15 protein-coding genes are annotated in these 20,723 nt (G+C 58.3%); 5 read left to right on the top strand and 10 right to left on the bottom strand.

The features are described 5' to 3' along the window. Positions 1–186: 186 nt before the first annotated feature. Both CA51_RS20625 and CA51_RS20630 read left to right on the top strand, forming a co-directional pair. Positions 187–1,677: a sulfatase family protein gene (locus CA51_RS20625; protein ID WP_231746214.1), complete on the top strand. Its 1,491-nt coding sequence runs from the start codon at positions 187–189 to the stop codon at positions 1,675–1,677. Between the two features lie 105 nt (positions 1,678–1,782). Continuing rightward, positions 1,783–2,229, top strand: coding sequence for a Dabb family protein (locus tag CA51_RS20630; RefSeq protein WP_231745808.1), 447 nt, complete (start codon positions 1,783–1,785; stop codon positions 2,227–2,229). Positions 2,230–2,287: 58 nt separating this feature from the next. Here CA51_RS20630 and galE read toward each other — a convergent pair whose 3' ends face one another. Together galE and CA51_RS20640 are read right to left on the bottom strand one after the other, a co-directional pair. After that, entirely contained in the window at positions 2,288–3,310 is a 1,023-nt protein-coding gene (gene galE / locus CA51_RS20635) for a UDP-glucose 4-epimerase GalE (protein ID WP_145123066.1), read from the bottom strand. 366 nt (positions 3,311–3,676) lie between these two features. Then, the gene (locus CA51_RS20640; RefSeq protein ID WP_145123067.1) at positions 3,677–5,227 is read right to left on the bottom strand and encodes an adenylate/guanylate cyclase domain-containing protein; all 1,551 of its coding nucleotides are present in this window, start codon (positions 5,225–5,227) and stop codon (positions 3,677–3,679) included. Positions 5,228–5,363: 136 nt separating this feature from the next. On the opposite strand from CA51_RS20640, the gene CA51_RS20645 reads away from it, so the two are divergent. Then, entirely contained in the window at positions 5,364–6,647 is a 1,284-nt protein-coding gene (locus tag CA51_RS20645) for a 3-keto-disaccharide hydrolase (RefSeq protein WP_145123068.1), read from the top strand. 12 nt (positions 6,648–6,659) lie between these two features. On the opposite strand, the gene CA51_RS20650 is transcribed toward CA51_RS20645, so the two are convergent. The 7 genes from CA51_RS20650 to CA51_RS20680 form a co-directional block, all read right to left on the bottom strand. Then, the gene (locus tag CA51_RS20650) at positions 6,660–7,856 is read right to left on the bottom strand and encodes an LptF/LptG family permease (protein WP_145123069.1); all 1,197 of its coding nucleotides are present in this window, start codon (positions 7,854–7,856) and stop codon (positions 6,660–6,662) included. A gap of 216 nt (positions 7,857–8,072) precedes the next feature. Beyond that, positions 8,073–10,022, bottom strand: a complete 1,950-nt coding sequence (locus CA51_RS20655; protein ID WP_231745810.1) for a redoxin domain-containing protein — start codon at positions 10,020–10,022, stop codon at positions 8,073–8,075. 1,102 nt (positions 10,023–11,124) lie between these two features. Next, a complete protein-coding gene (locus CA51_RS20660; protein ID WP_145123070.1) occupies positions 11,125–11,352 on the bottom strand; it encodes a hypothetical protein in 228 nt (75 codons plus the stop codon). A gap of 664 nt (positions 11,353–12,016) precedes the next feature. After that, entirely contained in the window at positions 12,017–13,051 is a 1,035-nt protein-coding gene (locus tag CA51_RS20665; protein ID WP_145123071.1) for a DUF4917 family protein, read from the bottom strand. Between the two features lie 546 nt (positions 13,052–13,597). Continuing rightward, positions 13,598–14,230, bottom strand: coding sequence for a LutC/YkgG family protein (locus CA51_RS20670; RefSeq protein WP_145123072.1), 633 nt, complete (start codon positions 14,228–14,230; stop codon positions 13,598–13,600). Beyond that, positions 14,220–15,644 carry a lactate utilization protein B gene (locus CA51_RS20675; protein WP_145123073.1) on the bottom strand — a complete coding sequence of 475 codons (1,425 nt, stop codon included), beginning with the start codon at positions 15,642–15,644 and terminating at the stop codon, positions 14,220–14,222. The genes CA51_RS20670 and CA51_RS20675 overlap by 11 nt, the downstream gene beginning before the upstream one ends. Positions 15,645–15,725: 81 nt before the next feature. Next, positions 15,726–16,517 (bottom strand): (Fe-S)-binding protein, encoded by a 792-nt coding sequence (locus tag CA51_RS20680; RefSeq protein ID WP_145123074.1) that lies wholly within the window; start codon positions 16,515–16,517, stop codon positions 15,726–15,728. A gap of 443 nt (positions 16,518–16,960) precedes the next feature. On the opposite strand from CA51_RS20680, the gene ppnP reads away from it, so the two are divergent. Beyond that, positions 16,961–17,251, top strand: a complete 291-nt coding sequence (gene ppnP / locus CA51_RS20685) for a pyrimidine/purine nucleoside phosphorylase (protein WP_145123075.1) — start codon at positions 16,961–16,963, stop codon at positions 17,249–17,251. A gap of 158 nt (positions 17,252–17,409) precedes the next feature. Here ppnP and CA51_RS20690 read toward each other — a convergent pair whose 3' ends face one another. Next, positions 17,410–18,546 (bottom strand): hypothetical protein, encoded by a 1,137-nt coding sequence (locus tag CA51_RS20690; RefSeq protein ID WP_145123076.1) that lies wholly within the window; start codon positions 18,544–18,546, stop codon positions 17,410–17,412. Between the two features lie 238 nt (positions 18,547–18,784). On the opposite strand from CA51_RS20690, the gene CA51_RS20695 reads away from it, so the two are divergent. Continuing rightward, positions 18,785–20,593, top strand: a complete 1,809-nt coding sequence (locus tag CA51_RS20695; RefSeq protein ID WP_145123077.1) for an ATP-binding cassette domain-containing protein — start codon at positions 18,785–18,787, stop codon at positions 20,591–20,593. The last annotated feature ends 130 nt before the right edge of the window (positions 20,594–20,723 follow it).

Genomic DNA, 20,723 nt, shown 5'->3' on the forward strand with positions numbered 1-20,723 from the left:
CACATCTCGGTATGATAGGGAGGCCCCGTTCTTGCGGAACCGATCATTGTCGGATCGATTCCCAAAAACGCAACTTCAAATCCGTTTGCCCTCAAATTCCAACGGAATCCCAACATGACGTACGCTCCACTTTCGACGAGCCGACCGCGCGTCGGCCGCTCTGCGATAATCAGCTGCTGCCTGCTGATGATCCTCGCCTCCTCGGCGATGCTGCAAGCCGCCGACCGTCCGAATATCTTATTCATCATCGCCGACGATCAGTCTCCGTTCGACTTGAAGTCGTACAATCCCGATTCAGCCCTGGAGACTCCCGTCCTGGATCGCTTAGCCGCCGAGGGGATGACGATCGACGGAGCGTATCACATGGGATCGTGGTCGGGCGCAGTCTGCACCCCGTCGCGGCACATGGTGATGTCGGGGCGAACGCTGTGGCATCTACCCGGCCCCAAACCGAACAAGAAGCAAAAAGCGAAAGCGGGAAACAACAAGCCGGTCGGATTCGATCACGCCCCCGCCGATCTGGCGGAGCAAACGATGGCGGCGGTCTTTAACCGCGCCGGGTACGCGACGATGCGAACCTGCAAACGGGGGAACAGTTACGAAGCGGCCAACCGCCAGTTCACGCGGCGGCACGACGCGACGAAACGTGGCGGGACGGCGGAATCCGGCAGCGCGTGGCATGCCGAACAAGTGTTGGACTATCTGAACGATCGCGAATCGGAAAAACAGACCGATCCGTTTCTGATCTACTTTGGTTTTTCGCACCCTCACGACACGCGTGACGGTACTCCCGAACTGTTGTCAAAATATGGAGCGGTCAACCACGCCGATCCCGAAACGCTACCGCCAGCCAGCGAAGATGCACCGCAACTGCCGGTCAACTATCTTCCCGAACATCCGTTCCATCACGGCCACCCGAACCTTCGCGATGAGGTCAGCGTCAGTGGCGTCTGGAAACGCCGCGACCCGACGACGATCCGCAACGAGATCGGACGCGAATTCGCCTGCAGCGAGAACATCGACATCCAGATCGGCCGCGTGTTGGAAAAGTTGGACGCGATGGGCGAACTGGACAACACCTACATCGTCTACACCGCCGACCATGGCATGGCGATTGGCCGACACGGCTTGCAGGGCAAACAAAATCTGTATCAACACACCTGGCGGGTGCCGTTGATCGTCAAAGGTCCCGGGATCAAAGCGGCCAGCCGCGCCGAGGGGAACGTCTATCTGTTGGACGTCTTGGCGACGCTGTGCGATCTGACGGGCGTCCAACCGCCGAATACCAACGAAGGAACCAGTTTTGCCCCAATCCTGAAAGGCGAACAACAGAAGATCCGCGACGTTCTCTATGGCGTCTACTGCGGTGGCACCAAGCCGGGGATGCGATGCGTCAAACAAGGGGATTGGAAACTGATCAAATACGATGTCCTCGATGGCAAGGTCCGCGAGACGCAACTGTTCAACTTGGCCGCCAATCCGCATGAATTTCTGACGCAGCATCACGCATCGTCGGTCAGCCAGTTGACGGGGACTGCCCCCACCGCGGACCAAGTGAACCTGGCCGACGACCCGCGATTTGCGGAGAAGCGGAAAGAAATGGAAGCCCTGCTGTTATCGCAGCAACAGAAGTTCGACGATCCCTACCGATTGTGGGACCAGCCGCAGAACGACTGATCCAGATTGCCAGCATCCCACCGCCAAGGCATCGTTGCCGGGGCGGTGGTGTTATAATTCGACCTTCAAAAATCACTCACCTTTCACCCCGACAGGTTCCACATCATGAGATTTCAAACTCTTGCTTCACACAAATGGTTCGTCGCAGCATCCCTGGCCAGCGCTCTGCTGGGCGGTGCGATCATGAGCGGACAACTGGGAGACCGATCGGTGGCGATCGCCGACGAAAAACCAGCAGCCAAGACACAGCTGTTGCGGCACGTGGTGCTGTTTAAGTTCAAAGAGAGTTCATCCGAGGCGGACGTTCAGAAGGTCGTCGACGAGTTCGGCAAACTGAAGAGCAAGATCCCGCAGATCTACGCCTATGAACACGGCACCGAGAACAGCCCCGAAGGGCTCGCCGACGGGTTCACCCATTGCTTTCTAGTGACCTTCAAAAGCGAAGCCGATCGCGCGGCCTACCTTCCCCACGCCGATCACCTCGCCTTTGTCGACGTGCTGAAGCCCCATTTGGACAAAGTGTTGGTCGTCGATTATTGGACCAACGAATAGGCGTCGCCCGATCGCTTGCCGCCGCTGGTCTCGCCGACCAGCGCGGCCGGCCGAAGCATTAGACCGCTTCGACCATCCCTTCGGGATTTTTGTGTTGCCAGTTCCATCCATCGCGACACATGTCCAATAGATTCCGCGTCGCCTTCCAGCCCAGTTCTCGCTCGGCACGCGACGGATCGGCATACGCGACGATCACGTCGCCGGCGCGACGGTCGACGATTTCGTAAGGCAGATCGATCCCGGTTGCTTCGCGGAACGCAGCGATCACCTGCAACACGCTCGACCCGGTTCCCGTTCCCAGATTGTACGTGAAGATCCCCTCGTCGGTGCCGACCTTCTCGACAGCTTTGACGTGCGCCAGGGCGAGGTCGACGACATGGATGTAATCGCGGATGCAGGTTCCATCGGGCGTGTCGTAATCGCCGCCGAAGACATTTAATTTCTCGTGTTTGCCCAACGCAACTTGCGTGATGAATGGCATCAGATTGTTAGGAATGCCATTGGGATCTTCGCCGATGTCGCCGCTGGGATGGGCTCCGACGGGATTGAAGTAACGCAGCAGAGCGAAGTTCCAACTGGGGTCGCTGACATAGACGTCGCGCATGATCTGCTCGGTCATCAGCTTGGTCCAACCGTACGGGCTCTCCGCTTGAGCGACCGGATGGTCCTCGGTCACAGGGCGTTGCTGCGGTTCGCCATAAACGGTGCAGGACGAACTGTAGACGAGGTTCTTGCAACCGCAGGAGCGCATCGCATCCATCAGGTTGATCGTGCCGGTGACGTTGTTCTGGTAATACTCCAACGGTTTGGCGACCGATTCACCAACCGCCTTAAAGGCTGCAAAGTGGATCACGGCATCAAAATCGGCAGCGGCCAAGACGCGGGTTAACGCATCGCGATCCAACAGGCTCAGTTCGTGGAAATCCAGCGTCTTGCCAGCCAGTTGTTGGACGCGGCGCAGCGACTCGCGTTTGCTGTTGCTCAAGTCGTCGACGACGACCAGTTCGTGCCCCGCCTGCAATAATTCCACGCAGGTGTGGCTGCCGATATAGCCTGCACCGCCGGTCACTAGAATTCGCATCCGTATCGATCCTGCCCAAGTTAAATAGGAAGTTGGTGTTGTGTCGTGATTTGCGATCGCAGCGATCATCCGGCCCCATCGTGGCTCGAAAAACAGACGTCGCCGCACTCGAGACAAATCGCTGGACGCTAAAGCTTAGGTCACAATCCCACGCTGTCCAACCAGTCGTCGCCGCGCCGCCCCGGGGCCAAATCACGGTTTCATTTGAGCTATCAGCCGCCACGCGTCAGCAGCCCGTTGTCGGGAGAACCGGACGCTAACGGCTCGTCGGTTTAAACGTTAGCCCCGGTTCCGCTGCCACGAAACCGGGGCTAACGCCCAAACGGCTAATGCAAGGAAGCTCGTTGTGAGTAAACCGACAAGCCGCTAATGCGTGGCGGCTGATTCGCGGAGACCATAGGTGACGATCGGATCTCGGATTCCCTTGACCGGTTGCGGAGCGTGAGGCTGCAGATCGTGAGTGCGCTTCAGTCGCCTGTGCGTTGCCGCGGTCAACAGCATCGTGGCGCCGACGGTTTTGGTCAGAGATTCGATTCGCGAAGCGATGTTCACCGCATCCCCGATCGCCGTGAATTCCAGCCGTTGGTTCGATCCGATACTTCCGACCAGCGCGGTTCCCGTATGGATCCCGATACCGATCCGCAGCGGCGGCATCTGCCGCGAATCAAACGTCGCGTTCAGTTCCGCCAATCGATCGATCATGCTCACCCCGGCATCGACAGCATCGTCGGCGTGTTGCGGTCGATCGTCGCCGACGCCAAACAGAGCCATAAAACCATCGCCCAGATATTTGTTGACCATCCCGTGATGTTGCGTCTCGACGACCTCGACCATCGCCGTCAGGAACTCGTTCAGCACCGCAACGACTTCGGTTGGCTCGCGTCCTTCGCTGCTGGAGGTGAAGCCGCGGATATCGACAAACATCACCGTGACCTCTCGCTCCACACCGCCCAGCCCCGGCACGCTGGCTAGGATCTGTTCGGCCGCTTGGCGACCGACGTGCAGACCAAACATCCGCCGCAGCGATTCCTTCTCTCGTAGGCCCCGTGTCATGTGGTTGAACTCTTCGATCAACGGCCCAAACTCATCGGCTCGCAACAGCCGGATGTCGGTATCCAGCTGGCCGCGGCCAACCGCTTGAGCGGCTTTCTTCAGCTCGCGGATCGGCGTTCCGTACAAGCGACCGACCAGCCACGCCGATACGAGCCCGAACAGCATCGCGATACATCCGACGGCGATCGGAAACGCCAGCCCCCGCTGCGCCTCGGGCTGCGGTACGTAGAACAACAGCAGGATCGAAACGATCGGACAGAAGACCGCCGACAGACTCCAAGCGATCCCGCGACCGCGGAGAGTCAATGGATACGCGCCCCGGATCGACGACGGCTGGTTCTTTTCAAACAACAGCGGAAACAGACACTTATGAAGAGCAAGTTCCAACGCAAAGAAGGCGTGCGTCAACGCGATCATCGCCGACACGATGATCGAAACCGTCAACAGGATCGGGACTCGAGAGTCGAGCCCGCTGTCGGCGAGGTTCAGCGGGATGACGATCATCGGAATACAAGACAGCCAAGCCAGGCTGCCGATCAAAATCATCCACCAGGGAAGATTGATCGCCAGGCGTTGAATCGATTCAAGTCGGTCGGGGGGGATCGGTAGGGCACGCTCCCGCTGACTCAGTATCGATTGAAAACGCCAGACGACGCTCCCCCAAGCAATCGTCGCCGCCGGATAGACAAGGCAATTGACCCACATGATCGAACGCAGCAGCACCGCCTGCTGAGCGTCGGAGATTAGAGGGCGGACGTGGGCGACGTTGTAAAAAATATTGAACGCGCTACCGACCAATTGAGCCGCGATGGGAATGATCGCAACAAAAATCAAGGCTTGGCGGTAGGTAATCGGACGCTGCATCTTCTCATTGAACCCAACGGCGGGGGTTTCGGGAATGTGGGGCGCCAGAAACCGTAGCTTACCTGGGATGCTCAGGTTACAATGGCGATCCCCGTCAATCTAACCCACCTCTATTTCAATCTGGAGTGCCTCGCACATGCAGCGTTCTGCTTTTATCGTTCCCCTTTTGGCGTTGGTTTGCACCTTCGCCAACGCACAAGATACCACATCGAAGTTCACCTCTTTGGTCCCCGAATCGGGACTCGAAGGCTGGCACGGGCGTCCCCATTTGGACCCCCGCAAATATGCTGACGTCGACGCGGAAAAGCTTGCTCAATGGAAGCAAGAGACCGAAGCCCACTGGTCGAACAAAGACGGCGTGCTGATCAACGACGGCCACGGCCCGTACCTGACGACCGACAAAGAATACACCGATTACGAACTGAAGCTGGAATACCGCACCGTTGCCAAAGCGGACAGCGGGATCTATCTGCGCGGCACACCGCAGGTTCAGATCTGGGACACGACCGACGAAAGCAAATTCAAACTGGGTGCCAACCTCGGCTCCGGCGCCCTCTGGAACAACTCCGCCGGCGCTCCCGGCAAAGACCCACTGGTCAAAGCCGACAAGCCGTTCGGCGAATGGAACTCGGTTCGCGTGATCCAAGTCGGTCAACGCACGACCGTCTACCTGAACGATCAATTGGTCGTCGACAACGCATTGATGGAAAACTACTGGGACCGCAGCCAACCGCTATTCCGCAGCGGCCCAATCCAACTGCAAACCCACGGCGGAGAGATCCTGTGGCGCGACGTTGCGATCCGCGAGATCGGTGCCGACGAAGCGAATCAGATCCTGGCGTCTCATGGAAACGAAGGCTTCGAATCGGTATTCGATGGCAAAACGCTGAACGGTTGGAAGGGTGCAGTCGACAACTACGAAGTCGTCGACGGCATGATCCGCTGCAAGCCAAAGCATGGCGGAACCCTGTTCACCGACAAGACCTACGGCGACTTCAAGGTCCGCGTGATGTTCCGTCTGCCTCCAGGCGGCAACAACGGCTTGGCGATTCGTTACCCCGGCGAAGGCAACCCAGCTTATTCGGGAATGACCGAACTGCAGGTTCTGGACAACACAGCTGAAAAGTATGCCAAGCTCGACGCGCGGCAATATCACGGTTCGGCTTACGGCATGGCAGCGGCAGCTCGCGGCTTCCTTCGCGACGTCGGCCAATGGAACTTCCAAGAAGTGACAGTCAAAGGACCGACGATCACTGTCGAACTCAACGGCAACAAGATCTTGGAGACCGACGTCAGCAAGGTGACCGAATTCATGGCCGATACGCCACACCCAGGTCGCGAACTCAGCAAAGGTCACTTCGGATTCGCTGGACACAACGATCCGGTCGAATTCAAAGAGATCAGCATCTTGCCACTGTAAGCTGCTTGAAGATCAATAACGCCAAACGCGTTTGATCATAAAGACAGCGACAATCGCCACGACGGAGTTTGCCATCCACACACTGTAGGGTGGCAATTCTCCGTTTTTGGCATAGTCCTGGCCGACGATGAAGATCGGAAAATAGAACAGCAGGATCGGCAGGAAGACCATTCCAAAGCTGGTCCAATAATCGGCGGTCTTGGCCATGATCGCCAACGGTGCACCGACCAGCACGAAGAAGAAACAAGAGAATCCGAACGACCAGCGTCGCCAGGGTTCGACGTGCAATCGAGTCAACCGATGGGCGCCGCCACCGATCGCTCCACGCAGCTGTGCCCCCGGCGATCCGACGATATCGCTCCATCGCCCGTTGGCTAACGCGAAACCTGTCTGAGCCGCCAACCGTTGCCGGTCGATCGACATCGCTTTCTCGCTGCGGATCGCCTCGGGACCAATCAGATACAACGGCAGATCCGCCGGTCGCGAACTGCTTGGATCACCTTTGGCGAAGGCTTTGTTCAGTGGAATCTCCGGCACGATCTCGCCGGGGAAGTGGCTGCGGAAAGCTCCGCCCCCCTCGATTCGGCTGTCGACCAACCGCAGCATCAACGTCTCCCGCTCGGCATTTAAATGCAAGCTTCCTTCGCTGGCTGTGACGGTGATCGGCAACTCGCTGCCCGAATTGTGCAGCGTGACCGTCGGCCACAACAGTCGGTGGTCCTTGACGTCTTGGACGTGGATCGAGAACCCCTTGTCCGAACTGTAGGAACGCTGGGCTTGGAGTCGTCGATAAACGATCTCTTCGAGTGAATGCAGCAGCACATGTTTGACGCCCGGCTTGCCCCAGGAGACAGCCAGATCGTTCAGCCCCACCGCGATCGGACTGAGGATCAGCCCGAAAATAAAAGCGGGCTTCATGATCGTTAGTGGCGAAATCCCGGCGGCTTTGATCGTCGCGATCTCTCCGTCGGCCGCGATCCGGCCATAGACGGCACTCACCGCAAACAGCGCCGTCGTCGGCAACGCAAACTGCAGACTCAGCGGCAGGAACAACGGCAACAGCTGCAACAAGGCAGCCGGCCCGAGCCCTTGGCGCAATAATTCGCGGGCGACGACGATCAATAAGATCAGCACCGTTAGCGAAACAATCGCAACCAGGAACACCTTCGTGATTTCCCAGAGGATATATCGGGTCAGCCGTGTCGGCATCCGGCAATCACACTTGAGGCCTTGAGAATCTAAATATTGGGCGAAGAATAGCGAATTCCGCGAAAATCGGAAACGCCGATACGCCTTTACTTCTATAGATAATCGGCCCGACCGCTGCACTCGTTGAGCCCCAATCGCAGCGGCGACGTTGCCAATCCGGTGCCGAACCCGAATTGGCGCCAGTCAGTCAAAATAGGAGGGCGAATGCTAGCGTGCTCAGTCGCCCGTTTCGACCTCGGCACGCGTCAGAATGCTATCACTATTGCGATCCAAGCGATCGAAGGTTGCATGCAATTGAGCGGGCGTTTGCTTGCGAGTGATCTTGCCATCGCCATCGATATCGATCCGCTCGAAGACTCGCAAGCGGGTGTTTCGACGCACCTCATCGGCCGCCCGCTGGCGCATCGTCGCCGCGTCCAGCTTCACTTCGCCACGCGGCACCGCGTAATGGAAGTACCCGATCATCATCTCGTCCCAAGTCTGATCGCCCCAGCGAACTGTTGCTGTCGGATCGGGATTATTCAGGTTCTTGGAACTGTTATCAAACGCGGCGGTGCACAACATCTGCGATCCCGCGTCGATCGACATCGGATTGTCGAACAGATAAAACGTCTGCCAATTGAAGTCGTACGCGGGAATGTCCAACAACGTGCTGCGATCCCCGCTGGGGTCGATCAATTCGTAACGGAACGCCTTGCCGCGCAGATGCATGTGGGGACTGAAGCCCAGCAGTTGGCTGTCGGGCAGATCGCGTTGGACCGCCGTGACGGTGTAGTTATCGTCGCCGGGCGGAATGTTCAAACGAGGCTGCACCGCGCTGGTGGTGACGATCTCGTGAGTCACCTCTGCATCGTCGGCAAAGATCATCCCCAGTCGGCTGTGATCGATCTGCGGCGACCCGATCGGCGTGTAGTGGACCTGGAATATCAGCTCGCTGCCGGCGGGAATCTTTTTAGCCCAGCCCTTGGGAATCGGTTCGATCCGTGTGCCGGGAACATATCCGACCAAGTAGCCTCGCTCTGCATTGAGCCGCTTCGTCCCGTCTTTGTCGCGAGCGAAAGCCAAGATGTGATGGACCACTTCGCGATTGCCGGGCTGTAGTTCGGCATAACGCAGCCATTTGTCTTCGGTGAAACCTGGATCGACTCGGAAATATTGATACTTCACAGCCCCATCGGCTGGAACCTCGAAAGGCTCGGGGCTGACGTTCACGACCATGTCGGGCTCTTTGGGCAGCAGCCAGCCGGGAGTGTATTGAATCGGCTCGGGAAGATTCGCCAGATCGCCCGCCGGAGCCCCCGCGTCGGCCCAATCGTACAGCGTCTGTTTGTCCTCGTCGGACATCGAGCGATCGTTTGCAAACGAACCGTGCGCGGGATCGGCGTGCCATGGAGGCATCCGTCCGCCGCGAACGGTTTCAGCGATCATGTCGGCCCAGCCGGAGACCTCATCGTAATCGGTCAACGCAAACGGCGCGATCTCTCCCTCGCGATGGCACTCGACGCAGTGCTTCTGCAGGATCCGCGAAACCTGATTGCCAAAAGTGACCTTCGAATCGCTGTCGGCTTTCTTTTGACGGCCGATGATACATCCAATCGATCGCGTCACCGGCGTCTTGATCGGCCGATCGGCCAGTCGATCGTCGATCGCATTTTTGAGATCGAAGCTGCGAGGGAAATCGCGGGCGTAACCGATCCCGTATTGGTCGTCGACGCGTCCCCAATAGATGACCTTTCGCTCGCGGTCCAACAGGAAGACTTCCGGCGTCCGCTCGGCAGCCAGTCGATCGGCGATCCGATTCCCGGCGTCTTTGAGCACGGGAAACGTCAACTTGTGATCGCGAGCAAAGGCGGCGATCTCAGCGATCGAATCCTGCGTGTTGCTCATCACCGCGACAAAGCCGACACCGCGGGAAGCGTATTCTTTTTCGAGCTCGACCAACCGCGTCGCATACAGTTTTGCCAGCGGACACTGCGTCCCCAGGAACGCGACGACTAACAGTTGCGGCTGGTCAAAGTCTTCGAGTTGCCAACGCCGGCCACGAAAATCGTCGGCATCGATCTGAGACAGCTGCGTCCCTAGATGCCCAGCCAACGAATCGGCAGCGGAGAGTGGAGAGGCGATTGAAGCAACGACCAATACAGTAGCAACGAGCGAGCGAAGCACGACGAGCAACCCTTCCGTTTGAGGAAACCTATCCCTGGTCTACCGCCGAGCGAACCGGCGGTCACAGTCACGCATCCAATGATACGCAATTTGAGGGGAAACATCTCGCCTTCACGACGCAGATTTCAAGAATTGCCTCCCCAACGCTCCCACCAGCCGCAGAGCGGCGATCGCATAAAGCCTGGCGCGCAAGCCCCAGGCCCCCGCAAAACACACGACACAAACCATCCAATCACGCCCACCACAAAATCACACTCCCACCAGCCGCAGAGCGGCGATCGCATAAAGCCTGGCGGCGCAAGCCCCAGGCCCCCGCAAAACACACGACACAAACCATCCAATCACGCCCACCACCAATCACACTCCTACCAGCTGCGGAGCGGCGATCGCATATAGCCTGGCGGCGCAAGGCCCCAGGCCTGCTTGATTGGCAGAATGATCGGGGCAGAATGATGCCATCCCTGCCCAACACGGGTGACTCACACCGTTGGCAGATAGATCTGTCGAGCTTCGTCCATCGGGCTCGTCCGATGACGATGTCAACGAGCCCGCGACTCTGTGAACTCGGTGGCCTCTGTGGCTTCAAACGCCGCGGCGAACCGGGCGGTTGGGTGCGCTCGGTCGGCTGAAGCCTTCACTCCAGCGCGGCCCGATGGGCACGCGGTTAAACGATGACGCGATCGTCGGGTTTTGTTTAACCGCGTAGCCAACGCCCCGCGTGTCGGGATGCAACTTCGAGAGATGCGCTAGGTCGGCTGAAGACTGTCTCGGTTTGAAGCCCAACCGCCGCTACGTCGGTTTCCGCAACAGCTAGTCGTTTCCTGGCCCTGAGCGGCCGCGAATGATTGATCGTTGAACGCCAGTGCTCTGCCGGCAACTAAGGATCGCATAGACGACAGCGGTGCCACCCTCTGCCCGGTAATATATCGCGAAGGGAAACTTACGGCTGAACGCACAGCCTAACCCAAAACGCGTTCCGTGGCTTCCGGCGGTAGTTCTCAAACCAACAAGATCTTCCTGAATCCGAGCGACAAAATGATCGCCCCAACCGTCACTTTTGTTGTTGAGAAACTGCGCCGCGCGATAGATGTCATCAACCGCTTCAGGTCGAAGGTGGACGTCCATCGAGCCTCCGCCTGACTTCTTCGATGGCGTCGTCGAGCGGCAGTGAAGGCCCCGTCGACGGATTCGTTAGTCGCTGCGACAGAACCTCGCCGTGCCAGGCTGGTACTTCTAGTAAATCTTCGCCGAGCAAAGCCTGCCACAGCACTTCGAATGCCTCTCGACGCTCCTCCCCAGAAAGTCCGTCAATCAGTGTTCGTACTGTCATCTGCAAGGTCCTCCCTAGCCCAGAATAGCGTTCAAGGCAGCGCGTCGCAAGCTTCGGCAACGACAGCTATGCACCACGGATACGGCATATCCATCAGCGGGCGTCAGCAACAATCTCGCTGTCAATAAAGAAGAGCATTGGGGACAGAGCAGAAGAGCATTGGGGACAGAGCATGTTATCGGGTTGGCACAACCCGATGGCTTTCTGTGCGGGGCGGTGGGTAGCGACTTCCCTCGAAAATGAAGACTGTCTCGATTTTGGCCCGACCAGGAATAGCCGACTTCGACAACAGAACTTTCCAATGTCCTCGCATTCGGGGCTCTCCCACCAGCCGCGGAGCGGCGGTCGCATATAGCCTGGCGGCGCAAGCCCCAGGCCTGCTTGGTTGGCAGAATGATTGGGGCAGAATGATGCCATCTCCTCGCCAATGAACCTGGCTGTCCTACACGGGTGACTCACACCGGTGGCAGATAGATCTGTCGAGCTTCGTCCATCGGGCTCGTCCGATGACGATGTCAACGAGCCCGCGACTCTGTGAACTCGGTGGCCTCTGTGGCTTCAAACGCCGCGGCGAACCGGGCGGTTGGGTGCGCTCGGTCGGTTGAAGCCTCGACTCCAGCGCGCGGCCCGCAGCTCCGTGTTCAATCCATTGTTATGTCGTGGACTAGGGGCCCCAAACATTGGCACTCGCGGCATCAAAAAAATCGACCTTCAGAGTTCTCTTGCCCTGACGGTTATCCCGGAGCAGATTCGCTCTACGTACGATCTGTTTGTTTGTAGCAGAGTCAGGATCACCGTAGATTCCTACGTAAACTTGCTCAAGTTTACCACGCTCAATCAGCTTGAGGTAATGTTCATCGTTCGCAGCTAGAGAATGCCCGTATATGAACAAGCATTTTTGAATGGACTGAAAACTACGGTATGCCTTAGCGAGGTAATCACTATGCCTAATCCGCAGAAGTTTTTCATCAGAAGTACCTTCTGCGACAAAGAGTGGAAAGAAATCGTTGTGGAGTGCCTTGCGAGTTTGCTCGATCAAACGTACGCCTGTACGACGCCAAGTGTATTTTTGAATTTCTAATCCAGAATCAAAAACGTGCAATGCACCATGCAGGAACCAGGTGTTCTGGCCATGTGACTGTCCGGGTTCCCAAATCACGTAGCCTGATTCCGTGTCAAAGTCGATGTCGTCCTGTGACGTCCGAAATCCGTCGTCAGAATTTACGCTGTCTGGATTTTCATGATGCATTTGCGCCCAATAAAGCAGCAGGTCGTAGTTGAAAGTGTATATGGTCGTGAAATGGCTTAAGAACTGCTGGCATGCTTGGTATTCTGATGCTGAAAGATCGGATGGCCGTTCTGGGTGACTCTTCGCAATGGTTTGGACTAGTAGTTCCTTAAGCGCATTCGCATCCTCACGCATTTGAACAGCAGCATCAGGCCCGATCCCGTATACATCTGCGACTGCTGCTGTATCGTTGAGTGCACGAATAACTTTTTCGAAGTCAGAAGTTGAAAGCGAGTCAAACGCATCACGTGCCGATTGCGAAACTAGCGCAAAGTCCGCCTGTGTGAACAGCTTGCCATAGACAAAGATGTCTGGGCGACAGGCAATACTAAAGCCGTTGCCCAGCAAGAGGTGTCGTTTGGAAAAGTGATCAGTCGCGGCAATAGCTTTAGCGAAGGTGATTGGTTGCATATTACCTCGCAAAATTATTGAGGAGTGACATGAGCATGTTTCTCAGCAAAACGATCGTGCGATAACAGGTGGCGTGCTTACAGATCGTTTATACGTCAGCGACTGATCGCCTCACCAGCAGAACACGCTTCACTCGCAACTTGCCGACCACCACCGTTGTGACCGGGATCGTTTTATCACATCGGGGAGCGGTGTCAACTTTGGTTCCTTCCCGGACAGTGCATGGCTTGAGCTGACGGCAGGGCTTGTTGAGACCGCCGCCTTGCCGCATCCCAAACCGTTGTGCTGTACTCAAATCGTGTTGCTGAAGAAGGCCCGACGAAACCGTGACTCTGTGAACTCGATGGCTTCAAACGCCGCCGCGAACCGGGCGGTTGGGTGCGCTCGGTCGGCTGAAGCCTTGACTCCAGCGCGGCCCGTTGGGCACGCGGTTAAACGATGGCGTGATCGTTGGGTTTCGTTTAACCGCGTGGGCAACGCCCCGCGCGTTGGTATGCAGCGTCGAGAGATGCGCTCGGTCGGCTGAAGCCTTGACTCCAGCGCGGGTTAGGCTGGCTCGTCGACTAAGAAGACGGTGAGTGTTCGGCAGCCGTGGGCGCCTAGGACCAGCGACTGTTCGATGTCGGCGGTCTTCGATGGGCCGGCGATGAAGACGCCAAAGGGTGTCTCGGGTTGGCCGATCCGTTCGTACGCTTGGTGCATGTTGCTGATGATCGAATGCCGCGATACGACCAGCGCCAAGTGCTGAGTGATGAACAGCGAAGCGCGATGCCGGATGTCGCGGTCGGTGATCCACATCGCCCCGTTTTCGGCGACGCCAAACTCGGCTCGAGCGATCAGGAAATCGAGACTGCTCAAATCGTGCGGGTCTTCGATCTCTTGCAAGTTGACGTTGCCGGGGATCTCGTCGCCGACCAGCGAACAACGGCGTGCCGCGTCGCGGTAGACCTCGTCCTGTTCCAGCTTGTTCAGCGCCTCCTGCATCGAACCAACCTGCAGACACAATCCTCCGACCGCTTCAACAGTTCCAGCGAACTGCGTCGGCGGATCGTCGAAGCCGATCGCAACTTGGCTGATCGAATCGTCGCCAAAGATCGCGGGCAATTCGACTGGCGTCACCTCGCGGCTGCGCAATCGGTCGAGGATCGCTTGTCGGCTGTCGCGTGCTTTACTTCCCATTTTTCGCTTCCTTTGATTTCATCCCCTCGTCGACCGAAGTCCCTTGGCGATTGGTCTGCCACCACGAACGGAAACTCTCCACCGGCGGCTCGGGGAGATCGCGATCCAGTCCCCACGGGTTGGCGCGATTGTAGATCCAACTCTTCGGCAACCAACGCAACGCGCGGCGGCCAAGCGCTCCGGCCAAAGCGTAGATTCGCGGATGCTGGAACAACATGCTGCCAGCTCGCATCGCCGCGGTCTTGCTGACCGGCAACAGTCCCTGGGATGCGATCTGTTGACGCCAGGTGAGCAGTTGATGGTGCAGCGGAATTTTGACGGGACAAACATCGGTGCAGGACCCACACAAACTGCACGCATACGGCAGACTGCGATGCTGTTTCGTATCGGCGGCCGGCGACAGAACCGAACCGATCGGGCCCGGCACGACCGCGTCGTAGCTGTGCCCGCCGCTGCGACGAAAAACGGGGCAGGTGTTCATGCACGCGCCGCAGCGGATACATCCGAGCGCCGATCGGAATTCATCGCTGTCGCGGATCCGGCTGCGGCCGTTGTCGACCAGCACGATATGCAGTTCGCAGCCAGGCCGCGGACCGTGGAAGTGAGAGGTGTAGGTGGTGATCGGTTGCCCGGTCGCCGAACGGGCCAACAGCCGCACGAAGACGCTGAGATCGACCAGCCGTGGGATCAGTTTTTCGATTCCCATGCAGGCGATGTGGACGCGCGGCAGCGAAGCGCCCAGATCGGCGTTCCCTTCGTTGGTGCAGACGACAAAGCCGCCGGTTTCGGCGATCGCAAAATTGACGCCGGTGATGCCAACTTCGGCTTCCAAGAACTTGCTGCGCAGATGCTGGCGAGCCGCTTCGGTCAGGTACTGCGGATCGCTCGCCCCCGGTTCGGTCCCCAAATATTTAGCGAACGTCTCGCCGACCTCTTCCTTCTTAATATGGATCGCCGGCAGGACGATGTGGCTGGGGCGTTCGCCGCGCATCTGCACGATCCGTTCGCCCAGATCGGTATCGATCACCTCGATCCCGTTGACCTCCAAGTGCGGATTCAAATGGCACTCTTCGGTCAGCATCGACTTGCTTTTGACGACGCGGGTCGCGTTCTGTTTGCGAATGATCTCCAGCACGATCTCGTTGTGCTCTTGCGCGTCGGCGGCCCAGTGGACATGCACGCCGCGCGCCTTGGCGTTCGCTTCGAACTGCTGCAAGATCTCGGGGAGATTGGCGATCGTGTGAGCTTTGATCTGCGAAGCCGTACTCCGCAGCCGCTCCCACTCGGGCAGCGAATGAGCCATCCGATCGCGCTTGCTGCGGACAAACCACAGCGCCCCGTCGTGCCAGCGCGAACGAGAGCGATCGGCGATATAAGCCGCTGCTTTTTCAGGATGCTCGGAAACCGTAGCCATGGTGGATTCCAGGGTTTTCAAAAATGGAAGTTGGATCGGGATGCTGTCGTCGGTAACGCGGATCGCTCGTCGCAGAGCGTGTTACAACACGTTGCCAGCTTTCGGTTTGATCGAGTTTTTAACCGAGACCGAAGGGGATCGCCCGGCGAGGACTTGCGCGACGTGCATCACAGCCAGCGGAGAACCTTGACGACTGATCAGGCCCCACAGATGCATCAGGCAGGACATATCCGATGCGACCATCACCTCGGCTCCCGCCTCCAGATGATCCTGCACGCGGTCTTCGCCCATCGCCACCGAGACGGCTCGTTCATTAACCGCAAACGTTCCGCCGAAGCCACAACATTCGTCGACGCGTTGCAATTCGACGAAGCTCAATCCCTGAACCTGAGCCAACAGCGAACGGACTTTGTCGGGGCGTTCGATCATCTGTTCGCTGTCGCCGCCGAGTCGCAGTTCGCGCAGACCGTGGCACGATTGGTGCAAACCGACGCGGAATGGAAACCGGTTGCCGCTGAAATCGACCGGATGGACATCGTGCAAAAATTCGCACAACTCAAAGGTTCGCGACTGGATCGATGCCAGCCGCGGATCGTTGCCGACGAGGTCGCTGAAGTGATTGCGAACCATCGACGTGCAGCTGCCCGAGGGACAGACGATGTAATCGAAGGGATCGAACAGATCCAAGAACCTCGCCGCCAGCGGCCGCGCCGCATCGTTGCATCCGGTGTTGGCCATCGGTTGGCCACAGCAGGTTTGGGCGGCGGGGAACTCGACCTTCAAACCCGCCCCTTCGAGCAGTTCCAGGGTCGCGACCGCAACATCGGGATACATTTGGTCGATGTAGCAGGGAACAAACAGGCCGACTCTCATGGAGTTTTCCATCACTGCGAATGAACGAAAAGGACCAGGGCAATTGAGTGTTTGTGCTTTGGCGAGTTCGCCGGCACGCGGTAGCACGGCGATGTCCAAGGGAACCGGTCGCAAGCGCGTACCGGTGTGATACCGCAAATCGAAACACTGCTTAACACTGCGAAAAGAACGATACGTCTGGCCGAAGTATACTTGCCAATGCCAGTTTGTAGCACCCATGGAGGCAATTCAGGGTGCAAACGCTTCCATCTACAACGACGCACCCGAACGCTGGCTGCCGCCGATCGCCCCACTGCTGAACCGCCACGGTTTTGCTAAAACGTGCAATTCGGCGAGGGTCTGGTGTTGGGCTGCCCAAACCTTCCAACGCCCGGCGGCTGCCAGCGGCAGTCCCGAACCGTTTTTTGTGACACGCTACCTATTATATAGATGAGAAGCTTGCGATGAAGGTAAATGAATATTTCGACGGCAACGTCACGTCGATCGCTTTTGAAAACAGCGAAGGCCGGGCGACCGCGGGCGTAATGGCGGCGGGAGAATACGAGTTCGGCACTTCGGAAAACGAGTGGATGAAAGTCGTTTCGGGCGAATTGCAAGTCAAACTGCCCGGCGCCGAAAGCTTCAAGTCGTTTCCGGCGGGAACCGATTTCCGCGTCGGTGCCAACGTGAAGTTCCAGTTGATCGTCCCCGAACCGACGGTCTACCTCTGCTTCTACGGCGAATCGGCAGTTTAATTGGCTCTGGCCTTGGCGATAGAAAAACGCCCCAATGCAGCGTCAAAACTAAAATTCATGGTAGTGGACGAGGTCACGAGTCCTTCCGCGCCAGAAATTATGGGGACTCGTGACCTCGTTCACTACCATCAGTCCTCAAATCAAAGTTTGACAAACCACTAGCGATCCTCTTCTTGCGGCGACGCTTCGTCGCCGCGCGGCGTCCAGAGTTCGGCGCGGGAGCGATGCCGTGTGAGATCGATCGTCCATTCGGCGGTGATCAGATCGCCAGCTTCCGTTTGGACGCGGCAATAGACATCGACGGTATCGCCCAAGGGATACTTCACATCCCATTTGATCGGCAGGTGCACGCCATCGGTGGCAGCTGTCGTTCGCCAGGCCTCGCGGACCTTTTCCAAATCGAAGTCCCAGCGGCCGAGCCGAGCCTGAGAACCGCTGCGTTTGGGATCCATGATCGCCACCTGTATCGGAGCGTCGACTTTCAGCTCGCGCCCCTCGGCATCCAAGCCTTTGACGACCAAGTAGACTCCCGTCTGTTCGCCATCGGCGCTGAAGTCGTGGCCGCGCGAATAGATCGGATCGATCACCAACGCGGCAAGCTCTCGAGGCGTCTCGTCGACAGGACTCTCCGCCACAGCCAATTCGACCTGCGATTCCGGTTCCAATTCTTCGGTCACCGACGCGGGCAGGATCACCTGACCGGGACGCGGCGGCGCGGGGTTGCTGGCATCGCCCGGAGGCAAGATCTGCCCCGGATCGATCTCCGGTGGAATCAGCATCGAATCCGAAGGCGGCCTGAGATCGCCTGGAATAATATCGGGCAATTGGATATCGGGAACGTCGTCGTTGCCGGGGCGATTGCGATCCGGCGGCGTCACGTTGGGCTGCCCCAAGTCGACGCGCGGCGTCTTGATCGGACCAAGCGTATCCTGGACGTCGTCGTCACGCTTCTTCGTCGCCGCGTCGTCGCGGTCGCTCGGCCGGCTCGAACCAACGGCATCGCTGGTCGACCGATCCGATGGCTTGGGCCGACGGATCAAGCTCTTCGGCGGCGTCGGCTTCGAACGCGCTTCGGCTCGCTTCGCACGCTGCAACTTTTCTCGCAGGACTTTGTTTTCGTAATCGATCTGGTACAGCTGGTCCTCGAGGAACCGCACCTCGGCCGCAAGCTTATCGACGTAAACATCGTTGTGAGCCGCGCTGCGACATCCACCGAGAAACAGCAGCAACGCCACGCAACATGCCATCGGCACGCAGGTCGTTGAGAGTCGCAGGGAGGTGGAAATCGGTTTCATCGGCGGGCGTTTGCTAGCTGTTGGCGCAGAGATTTACTCAGCAATAGATTGTCGATTACCAGAGAATCGCCATCACGGTCAAGCCAACCCTGGGAAAGTTGACAAATTCGTTCAAGTTCAGCGGCCGATCTGCCGCCGCGGCACAGGGGGCAGGAGGGCGGGTCGGCGAAAAACGTTCCATCGGCTAATCTTGAGGGCGTCACGTCGACGCAAACGTCCGTTATTCACTAGGTTCTTCATGGCTCTTATTTCACTGCAAAACATCACCATCGGATTTCGCGGCCCCAGTCTGCTGGACGACGTCAATTGCCAGATCGAAGCCGGCGGGCGGATCGGTCTGCTGGGACGCAATGGCGCGGGGAAGTCGACGCTGCTGAAGATGCTCCGCGGCGGAGTCCTCCCCGACCACGGATCGATCATCCTTTCGCCGGGCACGCGGGTCGCGTACCTGCAGCAAGATGTCCCCTCGGGAACCAGCGAAACCGTCGCCGAAGTAACCGCGAAGGGACTCGGCGAAGAGTTCCATCTGCAGGAGAACGCCTGGGAGGCGGAGCACCTGGTCGAACAGACCCTGTCGCGGATGGAGCTGGATGGCGAGGCGTTGTTCGAAACGCTGTCGTCGGGAATGAAGCGCCGCGTCCTGTTGGCTCAAGCGATCGTTTCGAAGCCTCAGTTGCTGCTGTTGGACGAACCGACAAACCACTTGGACATCGAAGCGATCGGTTGGTTGGAAGGCTTTCTCGCCAAATGGCCCGGGACGCTGATCTTCGTAACGCACGATCGGATGTTTTTGCGGAAAGTGGCGACGCGGATCCTGGAGATCGATCGCGGCCAGTTGTTCGATTGGTCGTGCGATTACGACACGTTCCTGCGGCGTAAAGAAGAGGCCTTGGCGGCGCAAGAGAAACAGGACGCGCTGTTCGACAAAAAACTGGCTCAAGAGGAAGTCTGGATTCGCCAGGGAATCAAGGCTCGGCGGACCCGCAACGAAGGACGCGTGCGAGCGTTGGAAAAGCTGCGTGAAACGCGATCGCAGCGCCGCGGCGCGACCGGCACCGTGCAGATGCAGGTGCAAGCCGCCGAGCGGAGCGGCAACCTGGTGACCGAAGTCAAAGATGTCAGCTTCGAATATCCCGATCGCCCGATCTTGAAGAACTTCTCGACAAGCATCATGCGTGGCGACAAGATCGGAATCATCGGCCCCAACGGCGTCGGCAAGACGACGATGCTGAAGATCCTGCTGGGACAACTGGAACCTCAATCGGGAACAGTTCGGACGGGAACCAATCTACAGATCGCCTACTTCGACCAACTGCGGGATCAATTGGACGAAGAGGAAACGATTCAGGAGAACGTTGGTCTGGGGCACACGCAGATCGTGATCAACGGTCGCGAGAAACATATCATCGGCTACCTGCAGGACTTTTTGTTCAGCCCCGAACGGGCCCGCACGCAGGTGAAATTCCTGTCCGGCGGCGAACGCAATCGCGTCCTGTTGGCGCGGCTGTTCGCCAACCCGGCCAACGTGATCGTGTTGGATGAACCGACAAACGATCTCGATGCGGAGACGCTGGAGATGCTCGAAGACAAGTTGGTCGGATACGACGGCACGCTGCTGTTGGTCAGCCACGACCGGGCGTTCTTGAACAATGTCGTCACCAGCACGATCGTCTACGAACCCGATGGCGTGAAGGAATACGTCGGCGGATACGACGATTGGCTGGCTCAACGCGGGCCGCTGCCAACGGCGACGACCGAGAGCAGTTCGGCTGGCGGCAGCAAATCGAAATCGAAGGGGAAGGCGAAAGCCGATCCCGAACCGGCGAAGAAGCGGCTGAGCTACAAGCAACAGCGCGAACTCGACGGCTTGCCAGCAAAGATCGAGACCTTGGAAGGTCAAATCGCCGAGATCCATCAGACGATCGCCGACCCCAGCTTTTATCAGGGGCCGGGAGAGCGGATCGCCGAGGAGCAACGGAAGCTGAAAGACCTGGAACAGAAGCTGGCCGATACCTACGCGCGGTGGGAAGAGCTGGAGGGGACTTGATCGCGGCGGGCGTCCGCAATAGCGGAGGGCAAATCACGGTTTCAAACCGGCGTGTCAGAGGCATTGGCAACCCGACGCGGCAGCGAGGGATTCTCTCGGCGTCTCGCTGACGCGCCGGATTACCGATAAT

Origin of the sequence: Rosistilla oblonga, from assembly GCF_007751715.1 — a bacterium.
Lineage (GTDB): Bacteria > Planctomycetota > Planctomycetia > Pirellulales > Pirellulaceae > Rosistilla > Rosistilla oblonga.

Excerpts from the sequence above, each read along its gene's own strand:
- CA51_RS20660 (WP_145123070.1), bottom strand. The coding sequence starts at position 11,352 with ATGACAGTACGAACACTGATTGACGGACTTTCTGGGGAGGAGCGTCGA.
- CA51_RS20650 (WP_145123069.1), bottom strand. The coding sequence starts at position 7,856 with ATGCCGACACGGCTGACCCGATATATCCTCTGGGAAATCACGAAGGTG.
- CA51_RS20640 (WP_145123067.1), bottom strand. The coding sequence starts at position 5,227 with ATGCAGCGTCCGATTACCTACCGCCAAGCCTTGATTTTTGTTGCGATC.
- CA51_RS20670 (WP_145123072.1), bottom strand. The coding sequence starts at position 14,230 with ATGGGAAGTAAAGCACGCGACAGCCGACAAGCGATCCTCGACCGATTG.
- CA51_RS20665 (WP_145123071.1), bottom strand. The coding sequence starts at position 13,051 with ATGCAACCAATCACCTTCGCTAAAGCTATTGCCGCGACTGATCACTTT.
- CA51_RS20625 (WP_231746214.1), top strand. The coding sequence starts at position 187 with ATGATCCTCGCCTCCTCGGCGATGCTGCAAGCCGCCGACCGTCCGAAT.
- CA51_RS20695 (WP_145123077.1), top strand. The coding sequence starts at position 18,785 with ATGGCTCTTATTTCACTGCAAAACATCACCATCGGATTTCGCGGCCCC.
- CA51_RS20690 (WP_145123076.1), bottom strand. The coding sequence starts at position 18,546 with ATGAAACCGATTTCCACCTCCCTGCGACTCTCAACGACCTGCGTGCCG.
- CA51_RS20680 (WP_145123074.1), bottom strand. The coding sequence starts at position 16,517 with ATGAGAGTCGGCCTGTTTGTTCCCTGCTACATCGACCAAATGTATCCC.
- CA51_RS20645 (WP_145123068.1), top strand. The coding sequence starts at position 5,364 with ATGCAGCGTTCTGCTTTTATCGTTCCCCTTTTGGCGTTGGTTTGCACC.
- galE (WP_145123066.1), bottom strand. The coding sequence starts at position 3,310 with ATGCGAATTCTAGTGACCGGCGGTGCAGGCTATATCGGCAGCCACACC.
- ppnP (WP_145123075.1), top strand. The coding sequence starts at position 16,961 with ATGAAGGTAAATGAATATTTCGACGGCAACGTCACGTCGATCGCTTTT.
- CA51_RS20630 (WP_231745808.1), top strand. The coding sequence starts at position 1,783 with ATGAGATTTCAAACTCTTGCTTCACACAAATGGTTCGTCGCAGCATCC.
- CA51_RS20675 (WP_145123073.1), bottom strand. The coding sequence starts at position 15,644 with ATGGCTACGGTTTCCGAGCATCCTGAAAAAGCAGCGGCTTATATCGCC.